At 68.7% G+C, this 16,782-nt stretch carries 18 protein-coding genes; 9 read left to right on the top strand and 9 right to left on the bottom strand.

The genetic code is table 11. The annotated features are described in order from the left end of the window. Window positions 1-548: 548 nt before the first annotated feature. Complete coding sequence (ychF, locus tag ACSMXV_RS26855) at window positions 549-1,637, bottom strand: redox-regulated ATPase YchF (protein WP_473173797.1); 1,089 nt, start codon at window positions 1,635-1,637, stop codon at window positions 549-551. A 443-nt stretch (window positions 1,638-2,080) separates the two neighbouring features. Between ychF and ACSMXV_RS26850 the strand changes: the two genes are divergently transcribed. Further along, the gene (locus tag ACSMXV_RS26850; RefSeq protein WP_473173796.1) at window positions 2,081-2,536 is read left to right on the top strand and encodes a DUF6542 domain-containing protein; all 456 of its coding nucleotides are present in this window, start codon (window positions 2,081-2,083) and stop codon (window positions 2,534-2,536) included. Between the two features lie 330 nt (window positions 2,537-2,866). Here the strand turns inward: ACSMXV_RS26850 and ppgK are convergent, their stop codons facing one another. Together ppgK and ACSMXV_RS26840 are read right to left on the bottom strand one after the other, a co-directional pair. Beyond that, complete coding sequence (ppgK, locus tag ACSMXV_RS26845) at window positions 2,867-3,613, bottom strand: polyphosphate--glucose phosphotransferase (protein WP_473173795.1); 747 nt, start codon at window positions 3,611-3,613, stop codon at window positions 2,867-2,869. Window positions 3,614-3,677: 64 nt separating this feature from the next. Then, window positions 3,678-4,682 carry a 4-hydroxy-3-methylbut-2-enyl diphosphate reductase gene (locus ACSMXV_RS26840; RefSeq protein ID WP_181867774.1) on the bottom strand — a complete coding sequence of 335 codons (1,005 nt, stop codon included), beginning with the start codon at window positions 4,680-4,682 and terminating at the stop codon, window positions 3,678-3,680. A gap of 172 nt (window positions 4,683-4,854) precedes the next feature. On the opposite strand from ACSMXV_RS26840, the gene xseA reads away from it, so the two are divergent. From xseA to ACSMXV_RS26825, 3 genes are all read left to right on the top strand, one after another. Then, window positions 4,855-6,102, top strand: a complete 1,248-nt coding sequence (gene xseA, locus ACSMXV_RS26835) for an exodeoxyribonuclease VII large subunit (protein WP_181867775.1) — start codon at window positions 4,855-4,857, stop codon at window positions 6,100-6,102. After that, window positions 6,099-6,383, top strand: coding sequence for an exodeoxyribonuclease VII small subunit (locus ACSMXV_RS26830; protein ID WP_473173794.1), 285 nt, complete (start codon window positions 6,099-6,101; stop codon window positions 6,381-6,383). The genes xseA and ACSMXV_RS26830 overlap by 4 nt, the downstream gene beginning before the upstream one ends. 372 nt (window positions 6,384-6,755) lie before the next feature. Further along, on the top strand, window positions 6,756-7,346 hold the full coding sequence (locus ACSMXV_RS26825; protein WP_473173793.1) for a malonic semialdehyde reductase: 591 nt from the start codon (window positions 6,756-6,758) through the stop codon (window positions 7,344-7,346). Between the two features lie 150 nt (window positions 7,347-7,496). On the opposite strand, the gene ACSMXV_RS26820 is transcribed toward ACSMXV_RS26825, so the two are convergent. After that, window positions 7,497-8,015: a DUF4245 domain-containing protein gene (locus ACSMXV_RS26820; protein WP_473173792.1), complete on the bottom strand. Its 519-nt coding sequence runs from the start codon at window positions 8,013-8,015 to the stop codon at window positions 7,497-7,499. A gap of 246 nt (window positions 8,016-8,261) precedes the next feature. Between ACSMXV_RS26820 and glpX the strand changes: the two genes are divergently transcribed. Further along, complete coding sequence (glpX, locus tag ACSMXV_RS26815) at window positions 8,262-9,293, top strand: class II fructose-bisphosphatase (RefSeq protein WP_473173791.1); 1,032 nt, start codon at window positions 8,262-8,264, stop codon at window positions 9,291-9,293. Between the two features lie 159 nt (window positions 9,294-9,452). Here glpX and ACSMXV_RS26810 read toward each other — a convergent pair whose 3' ends face one another. Next, the gene (locus tag ACSMXV_RS26810; RefSeq protein WP_473173790.1) at window positions 9,453-9,830 is read right to left on the bottom strand and encodes a WhiB family transcriptional regulator; all 378 of its coding nucleotides are present in this window, start codon (window positions 9,828-9,830) and stop codon (window positions 9,453-9,455) included. Between the two features lie 257 nt (window positions 9,831-10,087). Continuing rightward, the gene (locus ACSMXV_RS26805; protein ID WP_473173789.1) at window positions 10,088-10,855 is read right to left on the bottom strand and encodes a DUF1707 SHOCT-like domain-containing protein; all 768 of its coding nucleotides are present in this window, start codon (window positions 10,853-10,855) and stop codon (window positions 10,088-10,090) included. A gap of 200 nt (window positions 10,856-11,055) precedes the next feature. Here ACSMXV_RS26805 and ACSMXV_RS26800 point away from each other — a divergent pair, with 200 nt between their 5' ends. Then, window positions 11,056-12,723, top strand: a complete 1,668-nt coding sequence (locus ACSMXV_RS26800) for a fumarate hydratase (RefSeq protein ID WP_473173788.1) — start codon at window positions 11,056-11,058, stop codon at window positions 12,721-12,723. Here the strand turns inward: ACSMXV_RS26800 and ACSMXV_RS26795 are convergent. Then, complete coding sequence (locus ACSMXV_RS26795; RefSeq protein ID WP_473173787.1) at window positions 12,686-13,258, bottom strand: ATP-binding protein; 573 nt, start codon at window positions 13,256-13,258, stop codon at window positions 12,686-12,688. The two genes, ACSMXV_RS26800 and ACSMXV_RS26795, sit on opposite strands and share 38 nt — an antisense overlap. 246 nt (window positions 13,259-13,504) lie before the next feature. Between ACSMXV_RS26795 and ACSMXV_RS26790 the strand changes: the two genes are divergently transcribed. Further along, window positions 13,505-14,356 (top strand): helix-turn-helix domain-containing protein, encoded by an 852-nt coding sequence (locus tag ACSMXV_RS26790; RefSeq protein WP_473173786.1) that lies wholly within the window; start codon window positions 13,505-13,507, stop codon window positions 14,354-14,356. A 4-nt stretch (window positions 14,357-14,360) separates the two neighbouring features. Further along, entirely contained in the window at window positions 14,361-14,552 is a 192-nt protein-coding gene (locus ACSMXV_RS26785; RefSeq protein WP_473173785.1) for a DUF397 domain-containing protein, read from the top strand. Between the two features lie 110 nt (window positions 14,553-14,662). Here ACSMXV_RS26785 and ACSMXV_RS26780 read toward each other — a convergent pair whose 3' ends face one another. Further along, window positions 14,663-15,238: a hypothetical protein gene (locus ACSMXV_RS26780; RefSeq protein ID WP_473173784.1), complete on the bottom strand. Its 576-nt coding sequence runs from the start codon at window positions 15,236-15,238 to the stop codon at window positions 14,663-14,665. Window positions 15,239-15,397: 159 nt separating this feature from the next. Here ACSMXV_RS26780 and ACSMXV_RS26775 point away from each other — a divergent pair, with 159 nt between their 5' ends. Further along, window positions 15,398-15,778: a hypothetical protein gene (locus ACSMXV_RS26775; protein WP_473173783.1), complete on the top strand. Its 381-nt coding sequence runs from the start codon at window positions 15,398-15,400 to the stop codon at window positions 15,776-15,778. A 210-nt stretch (window positions 15,779-15,988) separates the two neighbouring features. On the opposite strand, the gene ACSMXV_RS26770 is transcribed toward ACSMXV_RS26775, so the two are convergent. Continuing rightward, the gene (locus tag ACSMXV_RS26770) at window positions 15,989-16,747 is read right to left on the bottom strand and encodes a serine hydrolase (RefSeq protein ID WP_473173782.1); all 759 of its coding nucleotides are present in this window, start codon (window positions 16,745-16,747) and stop codon (window positions 15,989-15,991) included. Window positions 16,748-16,782 lie beyond the last annotated feature (35 nt).

Here is a 16,782-nt window from a genome sequence, read left to right as displayed (position 1 = left end):
TCGACCAACGGCCTGCCCAACGCGGGCCCCACCATCGCCAGACGATCGATCGCCCGCTCGACCAACACAGCGGTCTCCGGTTCGGCGTCGCACAGCTCCAGGAACCAGTCGTTCACCGGCTCCAAGAGCACGATCTCCCATGCCACCCCACAAATATAACCCAGGGCTCATATTTTTGTCCGTCAACGCGTAGCGTCAGTCAGCACGCACCCGTCCGGCCGCTGCCGGACGCGACGACGGCCGCACAACAGCCGTGACAGCACCGAACTGTGACCACCAGCCCAGCACCGACCCGGGGGCCAGCGCAACGGCCCGTCGGCTATGGATTTCGCGGCCGACGCCCCGCAGATCCCGCAGGCGCGCCATCGCTCCAACCCAGCGTCGACCCAGCAGCGGTACGGATGACCAGGGACGACGAAAGGTGACGAGACATCAGGAAAACCAGCACGGAACCAGCACCGGGTACGCGAACGGGGCCGACCCGAATAGGACCGACCCCGTCTGACCTGCACGTTTGTCAGATCGCCGCACCGACGCTATGGCGGCGACTAAACGTTGAAGCGGAACTCCACCACGTCCCCGTCCCGCATCACATAGTCCTTGCCCTCCATGCGGGCCTTGCCGGCCGCGCGGGCGTCGTGGACGGAGCCGCTCTCGACCAGGTCCTCGAAGGAGATGACCTCGGCCTTGATGAAGCCCTTCTGGAAGTCGGTGTGGATGACGCCGGCCGCCTCGGGGGCCGTGGCGCCCCTCTTGATCGTCCAGGCGCGGGACTCCTTGGGGCCCGCCGTCAGGTACGTCTGCAGGCCGAGGGTGTTGAAGCCGACGCGGGCCAGCGTGGCGAGGCCGGGCTCGTCCTGGCCGACGGACTGGAGGAGTTCGAGGGCCTCGTCCTCGTCGAGCTCGGCGAGGTCCTGCTCCAGCTTCGCGTTGAGGAAAATCGCCTCGGCAGGAGCGACCAGGGCGCGCTGCTCCGCCTTGAAGGCCTCGTCGATGAGCTCTTCCTCGTCGACGTTGAAGACGTAGAGGAAGGGCTTGACGGTGAGCAGGTGCAGGTCGTGGAGGAGGTCCTCGTTGGCCTCGCCCTGCCTGATGCCGGCCGCGAACAGGGTCCGGCCGCCCTCCAGGATCTCCTTCGCCTCCTCGACCGCCTTGACCTTCGGCTGGATGTCCTTCTTGATCCGCGACTCCTTCTGGAGGCGCGGCAGGACCTTCTCGATGGTCTGCAGGTCGGCGAGGATCAGCTCGGTGTTGATCGTCTCGATGTCGTCCTTCGGCGAGACCTTGCCGTCGACGTGGACGACGTTCTCGTCCTTGAAGGCGCGGATGACCTGGCAGATCGCGTCGGACTCGCGGATGTTCGCGAGGAACTTGTTGCCCAGGCCCTCGCCCTCGCTCGCACCGCGCACGATGCCGGCGATGTCGACGAAGTCGACCGTGGCGGGCAGGGTCCGCTGTGAGGAGAAGATTTCGGCCAGCTTGGTGAGGCGGGTGTCCGGGACACCGACCACGCCGACGTTGGGCTCGATCGTGGCGAACGGGTAGTTGGCCGCCAGCACGTCGTTCTTGGTCAGGGCGTTGAACAGGGTCGACTTGCCGACATTCGGCAGACCGACGATTCCGATCGTGAGCGACACGTTGCGACTTCCCGTACGTGAGGGCTGGGTGGACGGCGAGCCCGAGCAGCGGGCCGATCCACCAGTCTACGGCGTGCGGTGAGCCCGGGCTTTCGCCGTCCTGGAGTCCCGGGTTCCACGCTCGGACTCCCGCGGCCGTACCGGAGCCCCGCTTCCGTATACGGAAGCGGTCACCGTGCGCGTCCGAGTCCGTCGTCGTCGGTCGGGGTTGGTGCGAGTGCGGCGAACGGATGGCCAAGGTCGGCCAAAACGCGTGTCTCAGGACGTATTCCGCCTATTACCCGACCTAGGTTGGACCGGTGGAGCAACACAGGATGCGTCCCCCTCAGCCCCGGCCGCGACGCACCGCGCCTCTTCCCCCGCAGAGCGGACGTGGCCGGCCTGCCACGGTCCAGCGGGCGGCGCCCCGTCCACGCCAGCCCGCGGCGTCCTACGTACGCACGGTGCGCAGGCTGGTGCAGGCCGCCCGCCGGATGCCGAATCCGCGCCTCACGGGGATCGGCATCGGGCTGTTCTGCACCGCCTCCATGTTCGTGCTCGCCTGTGTGGACCAGGTGGTGTTCGGCGGCTCGCTCATCGTGTACGGCGTGCTCTTCCTGCCGGTGAGCGCGCTGACCGCGCTCTGGGTACGGCCAGCCGACCTGGTCACCGCGCCGATCGTGGTGCCGATCGCCTTCGTCGTCGGGCTGCTGCCGATCATGGAGGGCTCGGGCGGCTTCGGCCAGCGGATCATGGGACTGGTCACGGCGCTGGCGATGCACGCCGGCTGGTTGTACGGCGGCACGCTGATCGCCGGGGTCATCACGACCGTACGAAAGATCAGGCTAATGGCGCGGCGGCGTGCACAGCTGCGGCGTCGGCCACCACGGCCGCCGCGGCCGCGACGCCGTACGGCCTGAGGAGCCCTATGGCCTGAGGCGCGTAGGGCCTGCGGCGCCCTTCGGTCTGAAGCGCGTAGGGCCTGCGGCGCCCTTCGGTCTGAGGTGCCGTACGGCTGAGGTGCTGAAAACGCCCGAGGTGCCGTACGGCTGAGGCGCTGAAAACGCCCGAGGTGCCGTACGGCTGAGGCGCTGAAAACGCCCGAGGTGCCGTACGGCTGAGGCGCCGTACCGGCTGACGCGCCCGTACGGCCTGAGGCGCCGTACCGGCTGATGCGCCAGTACCGGCTGACGCGCCCGTACCGCCCGACGCGCCGCGGGCGCCGGGATCCGCTCGCCCGCGCCGCGCGTCTACGCCCGCTCCGCCGCCCGCATCGCCGCGCCCACGATGCCCGCGTTGTTCTGCAGCTCCGCGGGGACCATCTCGGCCTTGATGCCCTTGATCAGCGGCAGGAACTTCTGTGCCTTGCGGCTGACCCCGCCGCCGATGATGAACAGCTCGGGCGAGAAGAGCATCTCGACATGCGCCAGATACTTCTGCACGCGGCGCGCCCACTGCTCCCAGCTCAGGCCCTCGTCGTCCTTGACCTTCGTCGAGGCGTGCTTCTCGGCGTCGTGGCCGTGCAGCTCCAGGTGGCCCAGCTCGGTGTTCGGCACGAGCGCGCCGTCGATGAACACGGCGCTGCCGATGCCGGTACCGAAGGTCAGCAGAATGACCGTCCCCTTGCGATCACGCCCCGCACCGAAGTGCATCTCGGCCACGCCCGCCGCGTCCGCGTCGTTCAGCACCGTCACCGGGAGGCCGCCGAGCCGCTCGCTCAGCAGGGCGCGCGCGTCGACGTCGATCCAGCTCTTGTCGACATTGGCCGCCGTACGGACGGTGGACCCACCGGTGACCACGCCGGGGAACGTGATGCCGACCGGGCCGCTCCACTCGAAGTGGTCGACGACCTCCTTGACGCAGTCTGCGACCCCGTCCGGCGTGGCCGGGTGCGGGGTCAGCACCTTGAAACGGTCGTCCACCAGGTCTCCGCGGTCCAGGTCCACGGGAGCGCCCTTGATCCCTGAGCCGCCGATGTCCACGCCGAAGATCTGCATGAGCACTACGTTACGGCGCCCTGCTGACACTCACTTCCGGGCGGCGTGACGGTCACCTCGACGGTTACTTCTTCTCGGTGCGCTCCGCGATCAGCGCCGCCGCCTCGGCGCGCAGATCGCGGCGGAGCTCCTTGGGCAGCGAGAAGGTGATCGACTCCTCGGCGGCCTTGACGATCTCCACGTCCTCGAAGCCGCGGGCGGCGAGGTACTCCAGTACGCCCTCCACGAGCACCTCGGGGACGGAGGCGCCGGACGTGACACCGACCGTCGTCACGCCCTCCAGCCAGGCCTCGTCGATCTCCTCGGCGAAGTCGACGAGATACGCCTCGCGCGCGCCCGCGAGCTTGGCGACCTCGACCAGCCGCTTGGAGTTGGAGGAGTTGCGGGAGCCGACGACGATGACGAGGTCGGCCTCGGCGCCCATCTGCTTCACGGCCAGCTGCCGGTTCTGCGTGGCGTAGCAGATGTCGTCGCTGGGCGGGGAGATGAGCTGCGGGAACTTCTCCTTGAGCGCGTCGACCGTCTCCATGGTCTCGTCGACGGAGAGCGTGGTCTGGGAGAGCCAGACGACCTTCGACGGGTCGCGCACCTCGACCTTCGCGACGTCCTCGGGGCCGTCGACCAGCGTGATGTGGTCGGGGGCCTCACCGGACGTGCCGATGACCTCCTCGTGGCCCTCGTGGCCGATCAGGAGGATGTCGTAGTCATCGTTGGCGAAGCGGACGGCTTCCTTGTGCACCTTGGTGACCAGCGGGCAGGTCGCGTCGATCGTCGCGAGCTTGCCCTTGGCCGCCTCTTCGTGGACGACCGGCGCGACACCGTGCGCCGAGAACATCACGATCGACCCCTCGGGGACCTCCGCCGTCTGCTCGACGAAGATCGCGCCCTTCCGCTCCAGGGTCTGCACGACGTACTTGTTGTGGACGATCTCGTGGCGGACGTAGATCGGGGCCCCGTACTGCTCCAGGGCCTTCTCGACGGCGATGACGGCGCGGTCCACACCCGCGCAGTAGCCACGGGGGGCGGCGAGCAGGACCTTGCGGGAAGGCGAAGCAGTCATGCCCACCATCGTAAGGCCGCACCTGGCGGGCCGAAGATCCACTCCAGGTTCGCTCACGCGCTTGCTCACGCGCGCGTGGGGCTCGGTGTTCGCTACGCGCGCGTGCGGACCGCTCGTAAAGGAGCCGCCCGCTCGCAAAGGAGGCCCCGGGATTGTCGGTGTCGGCGGCTAGGCTCGCCGCATGGCTGTGAACACGTCTGCCGAAGCACCGCTGCCCGTCGGTGAGGTGTCGCGGCTCATCGGGGGCTGGATCGACCGGCTCGGGGCCGTATGGGTCGAGGGCCAGATCACCCAGCTCTCGCGGCGCCCGGGTGCGGGCGTCGTCTTCATGACGCTGCGCGACCCGTCGTACGACATCTCGGTCGGCGTCACCTGCTATCGCCAGGTGTTCGACGCGGTGGCGGACGTCGTGTCCGAGGGCGCCCGCGTCGTGGTGCTCGCGAAACCGGAGTGGTACGCGCCGCGTGGGCAGCTGTCGCTGCGAGCGGCGGAGATACGGCCGGTGGGCGTGGGCGAGCTGCTCGCGCGCCTCGAACACCTGAAGAAGTCGCTGGCGGGCGAGGGCCTGTTCGCCGCAGAGCGCAAGAAGCCGCTGCCGTTCCTGCCGCAGCTCATCGGCCTGGTCTGCGGCCGCGCATCGGCCGCCGAGCGGGACGTACTGGAGAACGCCCGGCACCGCTGGCCGGCGGTCCGCTTCGAGGTACGCAACGTCGCCGTGCAGGGCGTGCACGCCGTTCCGCAGGTCGTGCAGGCCGTGAAGGACCTGGACGCGCTCGACGAGGTCGACGTGATCATCGTGGCGCGCGGCGGCGGCAGCGTGGAGGACCTGCTCCCGTTCTCGGACGAGCAGCTGGTACGGGCGGTGGCGTCCTGTCGTACGCCGGTGGTGTCTGCGATCGGGCACGAACCGGACAACCCGCTCCTCGACTTCGTGGCGGACCTGCGCGCCTCCACACCGACCGATGCCGCCAAGAAGGTCGTGCCGGACGTCGGCGAGGAGCTCGAGCGGGTGCAGTCGCTGAGGAACCGGGCCCGGCGCTGCGCCGAGGCCTTCGTCGACCGCGAGGAGCGTGGCCTCGCACACGCCCTGACCAGGCCCTGCATGCAGGATCCGCACCGCATGGTCGAGGAGCGCGAGCAGCACATCGAGGCGCTGCTTGCGCGCAGCCGCCGCACGCTGGCCCACTGCCTGGACCGCGCGGACTCGGAGCTCACGCATACGCACGCGCGCGTGGTGGCGCTCTCCCCCGCGGCGACGCTGCAGCGCGGGTACGCGGTCCTGCAGAAGGCGGACGGCCACGTGGTCCGGGCGCCGGACGAGGTGGCGGTGGACGAGGAGCTCCGGGCGCGGGTCGCGGAAGGCGAGTTCACGGTGCGAGCAGCGGGGCCGGCAGGGCGGGACGAGTCGACGCATAGGGTGGGCGCATGACCAGCAGGACGGACGAGGCCGGGGCGAACGAGGCGGCGGGCACCCTCGGATACGAGCAGGCGCGGGACGAGCTGATCGAGGTCGTACGCCGCCTCGAGGCGGGCGGTACCACGCTCGAGGAGTCACTGGCCCTGTGGGAGCGGGGCGAGGAGCTGGCCAAGGTGTGCCGACGCTGGCTGGAGGGGGCGCGGGCCCGGCTGGACGCCGCGCTCGCCGACGAGGAAACGGAAACCGGCGACGGTACGGGGAACGGCGCCGCGGCGGGCGGCGCCGACGACTGACGAGCGGCGGCAGGCGGCTGACCGCAGCCGACGGGTGACTGGCGGCTGACGGCTGACCGCAGCCGACTGGCGGCTGACCGCAGCCGGTGGCCCGTGGTCCGGGCCCATCGGCCATGGGGAGAGGGCATCTCGTCCGTACGGAGCAGGCACATCGGCCGTGGAGGAGACCGGCATGCGCCCGGCATCGTGGAACTGTCAGCCCCCACAAGGGTGCGGCCCTCCGCAGGCGTTACAGGTTTGTGAAACCGGTCACCCGAGCCCAAGCTTTGGTTGAACTTTAAACGTAATCTGCGTACGGTCGTTCCTGCCAGCTTGATCCATGGATCGCCCTGATCCACCGGATCGACCGCGTATCTCGAGAAGGTTCATTTCATGTCCCTCGTTCTTGACCCCGCCGCCCAGGACCTGCTCTTCCGTGAGGCCCGCACCGCGAACACCTTCACCGACGAGCCGGTGACGGACGAGCAGGTGCAGGCGATCTACGACCTGGTCAAGTACGGTCCGACCGCCTTCAACCAGTCCCCGCTGCGCGTCACCCTGGTCCGCTCCCCCGAGGCCCGTGAGCGCCTCGTGAAGCACATGGCCGAGGGCAACCAGCCGAAGACGGCCTCCGCCCCGCTCGTCGCGATCCTCTCCGCGGACAACGAGTTCCACGAGGAGCTGCCGGAGCTCTTCCCGCACTTCCCGCAGGCCAAGGACGTCTTCTTCTCGGAGCGCCCGGTCCGCGAGCAGGCCGCCGGGCTGAACGCCGCCCTCCAGGCCGCGTACTTCATCGTCGGCGTCCGCGCCGCCGGGCTGGCCGCCGGCCCGATGACCGGCTTCGACTTCGAGGGTGTCCAGAAGGAGTTCCTGGACGGCGACCACACCCCGCTGATCATCGTCAACATCGGCAAGCCCGGTGAGGACGCGTGGTTCCCGCGTTCTCCGCGACTGGGGTTCGAGCAGGTCGTCACCACGGTCTGACGTCCCTGAACGGCATGAGGAAGGCCCCCGGCGCATCGCCGGGGGCCTTTCCGTTTCCTTCACGTACTTCTCGAGGCACCCGCCGTCGTGGTGTTGTGCCCGCCGGTTCCGCCCCAGCGGAACGACTGCCCACAACGGTCAGCGCACCACTCACGACGTCTTCAGTGCGCCCGCCATCTTCGTCAGCTGGCCGAACGAACCCGTGCCCGTGATCACCGTCGTGTAGCCGTCGCCCTCGAGTACGAGCGCGTCGTACTTCGGGCCCTCGTAGCGGTGCCACGTCTGGTCGCCGATCTGCTCGGCGACCTTCGTCTTCTCTGCGCCCTGGCTCTTCTGCTCGATGAAGTCGGCCGGCTTGTCGGTGGACTGCTCCACGGCGACGTACTGGCCGTCGGCCGTGTGGAAGCCCAGATGCCATGCGTCGTGGTCGGCGCCCTGGAACCGCACCGACGTCGGCTTCCACTCCTTGGGCAGGCCCTCCGGCGCCGCCACCGGGTACGCCGCCGCGCGGCGTGCCGTCAGCAGATCGACGCGGTAGTCGACACGCTTCAGGGGTGTTTGAGTGCCGTCGTGCGGGATGAAGAGGTATATGAAGAACGCGACCAGAATGATCACGCCCAACGACAGCACCATGTCCCGCACGGTCTGCTTGCCTTTCGTACCTGCCACGCCCCCATCGTCGCAGGTCCCCGTCCACGCCCCGGCACCCCCCTGCCCCGAACGCGACAACTGTGACGAGCGCTATGCCCGCCCGCTCCCCATCCGCTCATACGTGGGGCCCACTGCTCATTTTGTCAGCCTGCCGATAGAGTCGGGACTCATCACCCTCAGTCGGCCGCCCGCCCGTCTCCCACCACCGCCCTTCCAAAGAGCCCTTCGGGCGCTGCCCTGTTCGTATCAGAAAGGTGCGTCTCGATGACCGAGAATCATCTGCCTTCCGAACTCGAGGTCTCACCCGAGGCCCCCGACCGCAACCTCGCCATGGAGCTCGTCCGGGTCACCGAGGCCGCAGCGATGGCCGCGGGCCGCTGGGTGGGCCGCGGGGACAAGAACGGCGCCGACGGCGCTGCGGTACGGGCCATGCGCACCCTCGTCTCCACCGTCTCGATGAACGGCGTCGTCGTCATCGGCGAGGGCGAGAAGGACGAGGCGCCGATGCTCTTCAACGGAGAGCGCATCGGCGACAGCACGGGGGCCGAGTGCGACATCGCGGTCGACCCGATCGACGGCACCACACTGTGCGCCAAAGGCATGCCGAACGCCATCGCGGTGCTGGCCGCCGCCGACCGCGGCACCATGTTCGACCCGTCCGCCGTCTTCTATATGGACAAGCTGGTCACCGGCCCCGAAGCCGCGGACTTCGTCGACATCAACGCTCCCGTCTCCGTCAACATCCGCCGGGTCGCCAAGGCCAAGGGGTGCTCTGCCGGGGACGTGACCGTCGTCATCCTCGACCGGCCCCGCCACGAGGGGATCATCAAGGAGATCCGGGAGACCGGCGCCCGCATCAAGCTGATCTCCGACGGCGATGTCGCGGGCTCCATCCTGGCCGTCCGCGAGGGCAGCGGCATCGACCTGCTGATGGGCATCGGCGGTACGCCGGAGGGCATCATCTCGGCGTGCGCGATCAAGTGCCTGGGCGGCACCATCCAGGGCAAGCTGTGGCCCAAGGACGACGAGGAGCGGCAGCGCGCCCTCGACGCCGGCCATGACCTCGACCGCGTCCTCTCCACCAACGACCTGGTCTCCGGCGAGAACGTGTTCTTCGTCGCGACCGGCATCACCGACGGCGAGCTGCTGCGCGGTGTGCGGTACCGCGCGGAAACGGCGTCGACGTCGTCGCTGGTCATGCGGTCGAAGTCCGGCACGATCCGGCAGATCGACTCGGTACACCGCCTGTCGAAGCTGCGCGCCTACAGCGCCATCGACTTCGACCGCGCGCAGTAACCGACCGTCTGGACCGACTGGTCCAAGCAGTTGAGTGCCCGGTCCAAGCAGTTGAGTGCCTGGTCCAAGCGCTTGACTGCCGGGTCCACGGCCACGCGATATGGGGCGCCCTCTGTGCGGGAGGGCGCCCCATTTCACGTATGGACCACGGGCTACCGGCTACCCGGCCGCGGCTATCGGATCGGCGGCCCGGGCCGCCTTCTTCAGCTCCAGCTCGCGCCTGCGGCGGCGGGCCAGGACCACGCGGCGCTCGGCGGCGGTCAGGCCGCCCCACACGCCGTACGGCTCGGGCTGCAGCAGCGCGTGCTCGCGGCACTCGACCATGACGGGACAGCGGGCGCAGACGCGCTTGGCGGCCTCTTCGCGAGACAGCCGGGCGGCGGTGGGTTCCTTTGACGGGGCGAAGAACAGTCCGGCCTCATCGCGGCGGCACACGGCCTCGGTGTGCCATGGATTGTCCTGATCGCGGTCTCGCACTGGGACCCGCCGGGGCGGAACGGCAGCTACCTGCAGGGACTGATGCGGCGGTTGCAGCACGGTCTACTCCTGACGACGGCTTCGCGAGCGAGCGGCGATGGAGCATGGTCTACCCGCTGTGCGCGCGCCTATGCACTGAGTTCCGATGCACGAAAGTTCGCCGCACAAAAGCCGTGCCGACTCGCCGCCCTCCGGAGCCCCGGGAACCGCGAACCGGCTCAGGACCCCACCTGCGGAACCAGCTCCAGTGCCCCCACTGCTGAACCGGCTCAGTGCCACCGTTGGAACCGGCTGAGTGCCCCAACCGCTGAACCGGCTCAGTGCCCCAAGTGCTTGCGCATGTGGCGGTCGATACGGTCCTGCAGGTCGCGCACGAGCTTGCCCCGCTTGGGCCTCGCCTCGATATTGCCGAGGACGGCCATGCCGTCGACGAAGACCACGGGGGCGTCGCGCTCGGCCGAGTCGAGCGTGTCCACCTCGAAGTTGCCCAGCACGCCGCCGCCGTTGCCGCGCAGCGAGATGTTCTCCGGGACGCGGATCTCCACGTTGCCGAAGACCGAGACCGCCTTGATCACGACCTGCTGGTACTCGAAGATCGCCTCGCTGAGGTCGATCTCGACGCTGCCGAAGATCGCGTACGCATGGGTCCTGCGGCCCACGCGCCAACGGCCCTTGCGGACGGAGCTGCTGAAGACGGCGACCAGGTTCTCGTCGGCGACAGACGGCACCGCGCCCGCGGTCGGCCGCGACGGCGCCGGGTCGTACGCCGCGGAGGGGAAGTCGGTGCCGGAGCCGGAGCCGGTGGCATCGCGGCCCGCCGGAAGGTCCCGGACCAGCGGCTCGAGTTCGCCGAGGGTTTTCGCGCGATAGACGCCGTCGATCCGCTCGGCGTGCTCGTCGGCCGTGAGCCTGCCCTCGGCGAGGGCCTCACGGAGGATGTCCGCGATCCGGTCGCGGTCCGCGTCGGAGGCGCGGAGCGCCACGGGCTCGCGCATCGACTCCTGAACAGGACCCGGATCCGGTTCCGCCACCGGAGCCCGGCCGTCGCCTTGAGCCTTCGCTGAGTCTTGCTTCTCGAGGTCCACGACAGCAGCGTACCCAAACGCGATAGATCGCGACTACCCCACAGTCCGGCCGAGAACGACCCGGCGCGGTCGGCCGGAAGCAATCGAACTGAGCCTTACCTCACAACCTCGCCCGACTCGCCAAGTTCTACGCTGGTGGACGCTGTGAGCGCTGCCGATGAGGGCCAGCCGCCGCGTCTGTCGAGTGAGGAATGGGCGAAATGCCGGAGTTCGCATATACCGATCTGCTGCCGACGGGAGAGGACACCACGCCGTACCGGCTGGTGACCTCCGAGGGTGTCTCCACCTTCGAGGCCGACGGGCGGACGTTCCTCAAGGTCGAGCCGGAGGCGCTGCGCAAGCTCGCCGAGGAGGCCATCCACGACATCCAGCACTACCTCCGCCCGGCGCACCTCGCGCAGCTGCGGCGCATCATCGACGACCCCGAGGCGTCGTCGAACGACAAGTTCGTGGCCCTCGACCTGCTCAAGAACGCGAACATCGCGGCCGCGGGCGTGCTCCCGATGTGCCAGGACACCGGCACCGCGATCGTCATGGGCAAGCGCGGCCAGAACGTCCTCACGGAGGGCGGTGACGAGGAGGCCCTGAGCCGCGGCATCTACGACGCGTATCTGAACCTCAACCTGCGCTACTCGCAGATGGCTCCGCTCACCATGTGGGAGGAGAAGAACACCGGCTCCAACCTCCCGGCGCAGATCGAGCTGTACGCGACGGACGGCGGCGCGTACAAGTTCCTGTTCATGGCGAAGGGCGGCGGCTCCGCCAACAAGTCCTTCCTGTACCAGGAGACGAAGGCGGTCCTCAACGAGGCCTCCATGATGAAGTTCCTCGAGGAGAAGATCCGCTCGCTCGGTACGGCCGCCTGCCCGCCGTACCACCTGGCGATCGTCGTCGGCGGTACGAGCGCCGAGTACGCCCTGAAGACCGCGAAGTACGCGTCCGCGCACTACCTCGACGAGCTGCCGAGCGAGGGCTCTCCGCTGGGCAACGGCTTCCGGGACAAGGAGCTGGAGGAGAAGGTCTTCGAGCTGACGCAGAAGATCGGCATCGGCGCGCAGTTCGGCGGCAAGTACTTCTGCCACGACGTCCGGGTCGTCCGCCTCCCCCGCCACGGCGCGTCCTGCCCGGTCGCCATCGCCGTCTCCTGCTCGGCCGACCGCCAGGCGGTCGCGAAGATCACCGCCGAGGGCGTGTTCCTGGAGCAGCTGGAGACGGACCCGGCGCGCTTCCTGCCGGACACGACGGACGAGCACCTGGACGAGTCCTCCGACGTCGTGAAGATCGACCTGAACCAGCCGATGGACGACATCCTCGCCGAGCTGACGAAGTACCCGGTGAAGACCCGCCTGTCCCTCTCCGGCCCGCTGGTCGTGGCCCGCGACATCGCCCACGCCAAGATCAAGGAGCGGCTGGACGCGGGCGAGGAGATGCCGCAGTACCTGAAGGACCACCCGGTCTACTACGCGGGCCCGGCGAAGACCCCCGAGGGCTACGCGTCCGGCTCGTTCGGCCCGACCACGGCCGGCCGCATGGACTCCTACGTGGAGCAGTTCCAGGCCGCGGGCGGCTCCAAGATCATGCTCGCCAAGGGCAACCGCAGCAAGCAGGTCACGGACGCGTGCGACGCTCACGGCGGCTTCTACCTCGGCTCCATCGGCGGCCCCGCCGCCCGCCTCGCCCAGGACTGCATCAAGAAGGTCGAGGTCGTCGAGTACGAGGAGCTCGGCATGGAGGCGGTCTGGAAGATCGAGGTGGAGGACTTCCCCGCCTTCATCGTCGTAGACGACAAGGGGAACGACTTCTTCCAGGACCCGGCGCCGGCGCCTACGTTCACGAGCATTCCGGTGCGGGGGCCGGGGCTGGCGTAACCGCATCTGTCTGATGGGCCGCCCTCACCTGCGTCGCGTCGCAGGTGAGGGCGGTGCCGTTTGGGGCAGGAAACCGGGCGACACCGAGTTCACACCACAGCAGCTTTCCGCCCCGTCCGAGCAGGTCATCGCCCAGGCGCCAGCCGCCCCATGCCTGCGCGTAATGGCATGCGAGAAACAGCCCGCGCCCGCTCTCGACATCCCCCGATACGGCCACGGGGCGAAGCGCACCGCTCCCGCAGTCGAAGGGAGGCGGGATGCGCGGATCGGTGTCCCACACGCTCAGCCGCAGCCGCCCGCCGTCGAGCGCGCGCAGCCGTAGAGCGGCGGGCCCCTTGGAGTGCCGGTAGGCGTTGGTGACCAGTTCGGACGTCAACAGCTCTGCTGGTTCGGCCAATTCAGTCATAGCGTGCTCGGCGAGCACCGCCCGCAGGGTTCGGCGGGCGATACGTGCGGCCCGGGGGTCGTACGGCAGGTGGAGGGCGTACGACCAGAACGGCGACCCTTCTGACTGGGGCGGGGATACGGTGACCATGAACGCCTCCTGCGGTAGGTGACTTGGTTCGCTCAACGCGTCCGGCCATGCGGTGGCAGTGCCGCGCGGGCAGGGCAGCGCGGTGCGCTTCCGGCTTACGGGCCAGGCCAGTTGAGCCAGCTGATGCCACGACCGTAGAGCGTAAGGTGATAGATCTGCCACCTTGAAGGTGATAACTCGTAGTGGAATCACCTGTGTGAGGGACGGACACGGACCGAGCCGCTCATCAACGCGAGAGGAAGGGCAGTGCCGCCCACCAACACCCCCACCCTGCGCCAGCGCCGACTCGGCGCCGAGTTGCGCAAGCTCCGGGAACACGCCGGGCTCTCCTCGACCGAGGCGGCCCAGCAACTGGGCTTGCAGCAGGCGCGGGTGAGCATGATCGAGGCAGGCCGCTACCCCGTGAGCGCGGACCGCGTACGCGCCATCGCCCTCACGTACGCCTGCCCAGACGAGTCACTCGTGGACGCTCTGGCTGCTATGACCGGTCGGCGGGTGCGGGGATGGTGGGACGAGTACCGCGACCACCTGCCGCCCGACCTCATCGACCTCGCCGAAATGGAGTACCACGCCACGGCGTTGAGGGTCGCTCTGACCATCCACATCCCGGCGCTGCTCCAGACCCCGGACCACACCCGCGCCATGCTGCGCGAGGCGGTACCCGCCTTCCGCCCGCACGAGATCGAGCACCGACTCTCACACCGCATCAAGCGGCAGACGGTCCTGCATCGCGACAACCCGCCGCCTTACACGGCGCTGCTCCACGAGGCCGCCCTGCACATCCAGTACGGCGGCCCGGACACCGCCCGCGCCCAGCTCACCCATCTGCTCGAACTGAGCGAAGAGGACCACATCACCATCCGCGTGATCCCCTACAGCTGCTCGGGATTCCCCGGCAACGGCCAGTCGATCAACTACGTGCACGGCACGGACCCGCACCTCGACACCGTGCAGCTGGACACCCACCACGGCTGTGACTTCCTTGACGCCCAGGCCCAGTTGACCAAGTACCGCATTATCCTCGACCGCATGGAGGCCGTCGCGCTCAAGCCAGAGGCCTCACGCGAACTCATCGCCGACATCATCCGGAGCCTGTGAAGCAGTGGCCAACATACCCCCGTTCGCCTGGCAGAAGTCGACGTTCAGCCCGGACGGCTCCGATTGCGTGTACGTGACCGCCACTCCGGACGGAACGATCCTGCTCCGCGAGAGCGACGAGCCGGAGGTGATGCTGTCCACCGGACCGCGCCAACTCCGCGCTCTCATAGCCACTTGCGGACCGCAGATCGCATGAAGCCCGCATGAACGCTGGTGGGGCTCATTTCATGCCGTCCTATCAGGCCAGTTTGACAAGTTGGGCATCAACGACCTCGGTGGCCCTCGACGGCGGGCCTCAACGCTTCTTCACAGCTTTCCCCCGACCAGGACCGTGCGATGGCCCCCCAGTGCCTGTGCGAAGCGGTTGAGAAAGCGGGGGCTGAACTCGGGCCAGTCCCAGAACTCAAAACCCAGGTACCCGAAAGCGTAGTAATCGTCTGCCCAAGTCCACGCGGCCAGATCACTGGAACAATTGCAGTGCTGGCAGCTGACGGTGGACCTGCCCGTGTCGTACCAGGTCTCGATAGCCTTCTCGAACGGGTCCCAGGCACCCTCGATCACGTCCCAGTGGTCGGTGTACAGGTCTGTGGATGCCGCGCAGCGTGGGCAGATGGCGTACATGGCGTCGCCCTGGCCGCCGTGGAACACGGTCCGTCCGCTCTCGATGTTGAGTCCGTCGCTGGGCTCCCAGTCCTCTTGGCTGACGGCCTTGGCCCAGAGTGGGCCCGGCGGGTGGCCCAGCGGGGCGCCGAGAACGCAATTGGTGCGCTCAGCGAGGACTACCCCTTCCGCAACCAGCCAGTCGCGGCCGCGGGCTGCGAGTACCGAAGCGTCTACGGCAGTGGCGTCCAGGTCGACGATGGTTTGGAAGTGGCTTCCCATGGGGGCACTGTAGAAGGCTCCACCGACAGCGCTTGGTCCCGTGGCCAGGCTGACCTGGCGTTGCTGACACCGCGGTTCCCCGCTCGACCTGCTACCGCTGTGGTGGGCCCGCGATTCGCGGTGGTGGCTTCCGCGCCGAGTCGATCGAGCCAGCTATGAATGTGGCGACAGCATCTTGGGGGCACTGTGTGGGATGGGCCGTTCTACCGGGTCAAGCGGGACGAGTACGAGATCTGTTTCGTGCCGGGAGCAGGCGAAGACTTGGATGAGGTGTGCAACGTCGACATGTGGGTGACCTTCGCCAGTGGCAACCGATGGTCTGGGACAGTGCTCACTCTCGATGAGGTGCGGCACCTGATGGACCGCTGGAAGAACACAGGCGAATGTCTGGACGGAGGCTACTTCTACTGCTGGGACGGGCTCATCGTCCGGGAGGCTGGCATTCCCGCCATGGTCCGGATCGTCGATGACCTAGTAACCACCGGCGACTACCAAGGAGCTCTTCGCCCACTCGGACGGGAGGATGACCAGGACGACTGACTCCTGGCCCACCGCCGACCGGCACCTCGTCGGTACCTTGCTGAACTGCTGGGTCGGCTCCTGCGAGCACAACGCGACGGACTGGGCGATGCCCGGCCTTCACCGGTAGCGCACCGCCCACCCGTGCCTCACGCGCTGGGCGCCACGGCCCGCGAGACGCCCACCAGGAGCGACTCGACCTCCGCCCCCCAGCGCGAGCTGATCACCAGGTCACGCGCGGGATCGACCCACAGCAGGTGGCTGCCGCCGTTGCCACGGGCGCAGCGCCCGGTCGCGGGCGCTGTGGGCCACACCGTGCGGTCGTCGTTCAACCATCGCCGTCATGATCCCCTCGCGCAGGACGTCCGGCAGGGAGCGGCCCGACAAGGCCGTGAGCGCGAGGGCGGTGAGGTTCACGCGTACGTCGTTGTAGGCCCAGCCCTCGCCGGGCGGGCCGCCCGCCGACTCCGTGCCCTCACGGGTGCTCTGAGCGTCGACTCGTGTCGGCTTGCCCCACAGCTCGCCCTCCCACTGGCTGGTCTGGTCGAGCAGATGCCGCCACGTGATCGCGCGCCCATGGGCGTCGGCGAACTGTGGCAGGTCGACCGACGTGGACACAGGTTCGTCCAGGCGCAGCAGCCCGTCGTCGAAGGCGACGCCAGCCACCAGGGACAGGACGCTCTTGGTCACGCTGTAGGCCATCTCCTCGCGTGTCGGGTGGCCCCACGAGGCGATGACCACGCCACGCCGCACCACGACACCGCTCGCGCCCTGACCAGCCAGAAGCGGCCCCACCACCTCGCGGTGCGAGGTGTCCGACACCTGGGCCGCGAGATAGGACGCCATGTCGTCCACACCGGGCACCGGCCGCTCGGACTGCTCACGGACGGCCCGCGCCAGGGCCTCCCTGTCCACTCCCTGCCAGGGGTCGCCGAGCTGGACCCCGCCGTCCAGGAAATCCCTGTCCCGCTGCGACGTCACTGCACCCATCCCGAACCTCCGTCAAACCGTCCATCAGCCGCATG

The sequence above is a fragment of the Streptomyces sp. DSM 42067 genome, assembly GCF_055792885.1.
The sequence above is the reverse complement of the archived record's forward strand: the minus strand, read 5'-3'. Positions and strand labels throughout refer to the sequence as shown.

Bases quoted from the DNA above. Each gene is read 5' to 3' on its own strand.
- ppgK (WP_473173795.1), bottom strand. From the start codon at position 3,613: ATGCAGATCTTCGGCGTGGACATCGGCGGCTCAGGGATCAAGGGCGCT.
- ACSMXV_RS26840 (WP_181867774.1), bottom strand. From the start codon at position 4,682: ATGGTGGGCATGACTGCTTCGCCTTCCCGCAAGGTCCTGCTCGCCGCC.
- xseA (WP_181867775.1), top strand. From the start codon at position 4,855: ATGGCTGTGAACACGTCTGCCGAAGCACCGCTGCCCGTCGGTGAGGTG.
- ACSMXV_RS26830 (WP_473173794.1), top strand. From the start codon at position 6,099: ATGACCAGCAGGACGGACGAGGCCGGGGCGAACGAGGCGGCGGGCACC.
- ACSMXV_RS26825 (WP_473173793.1), top strand. From the start codon at position 6,756: ATGTCCCTCGTTCTTGACCCCGCCGCCCAGGACCTGCTCTTCCGTGAG.
- glpX (WP_473173791.1), top strand. From the start codon at position 8,262: ATGACCGAGAATCATCTGCCTTCCGAACTCGAGGTCTCACCCGAGGCC.
- ACSMXV_RS26800 (WP_473173788.1), top strand. From the start codon at position 11,056: ATGCCGGAGTTCGCATATACCGATCTGCTGCCGACGGGAGAGGACACC.
- ACSMXV_RS26795 (WP_473173787.1), bottom strand. From the start codon at position 13,258: ATGGTCACCGTATCCCCGCCCCAGTCAGAAGGGTCGCCGTTCTGGTCG.
- ACSMXV_RS26780 (WP_473173784.1), bottom strand. From the start codon at position 15,238: ATGGGAAGCCACTTCCAAACCATCGTCGACCTGGACGCCACTGCCGTA.
- ACSMXV_RS26775 (WP_473173783.1), top strand. From the start codon at position 15,398: ATGTGGCGACAGCATCTTGGGGGCACTGTGTGGGATGGGCCGTTCTAC.
- ACSMXV_RS26770 (WP_473173782.1), bottom strand. From the start codon at position 16,747: ATGGGTGCAGTGACGTCGCAGCGGGACAGGGATTTCCTGGACGGCGGG.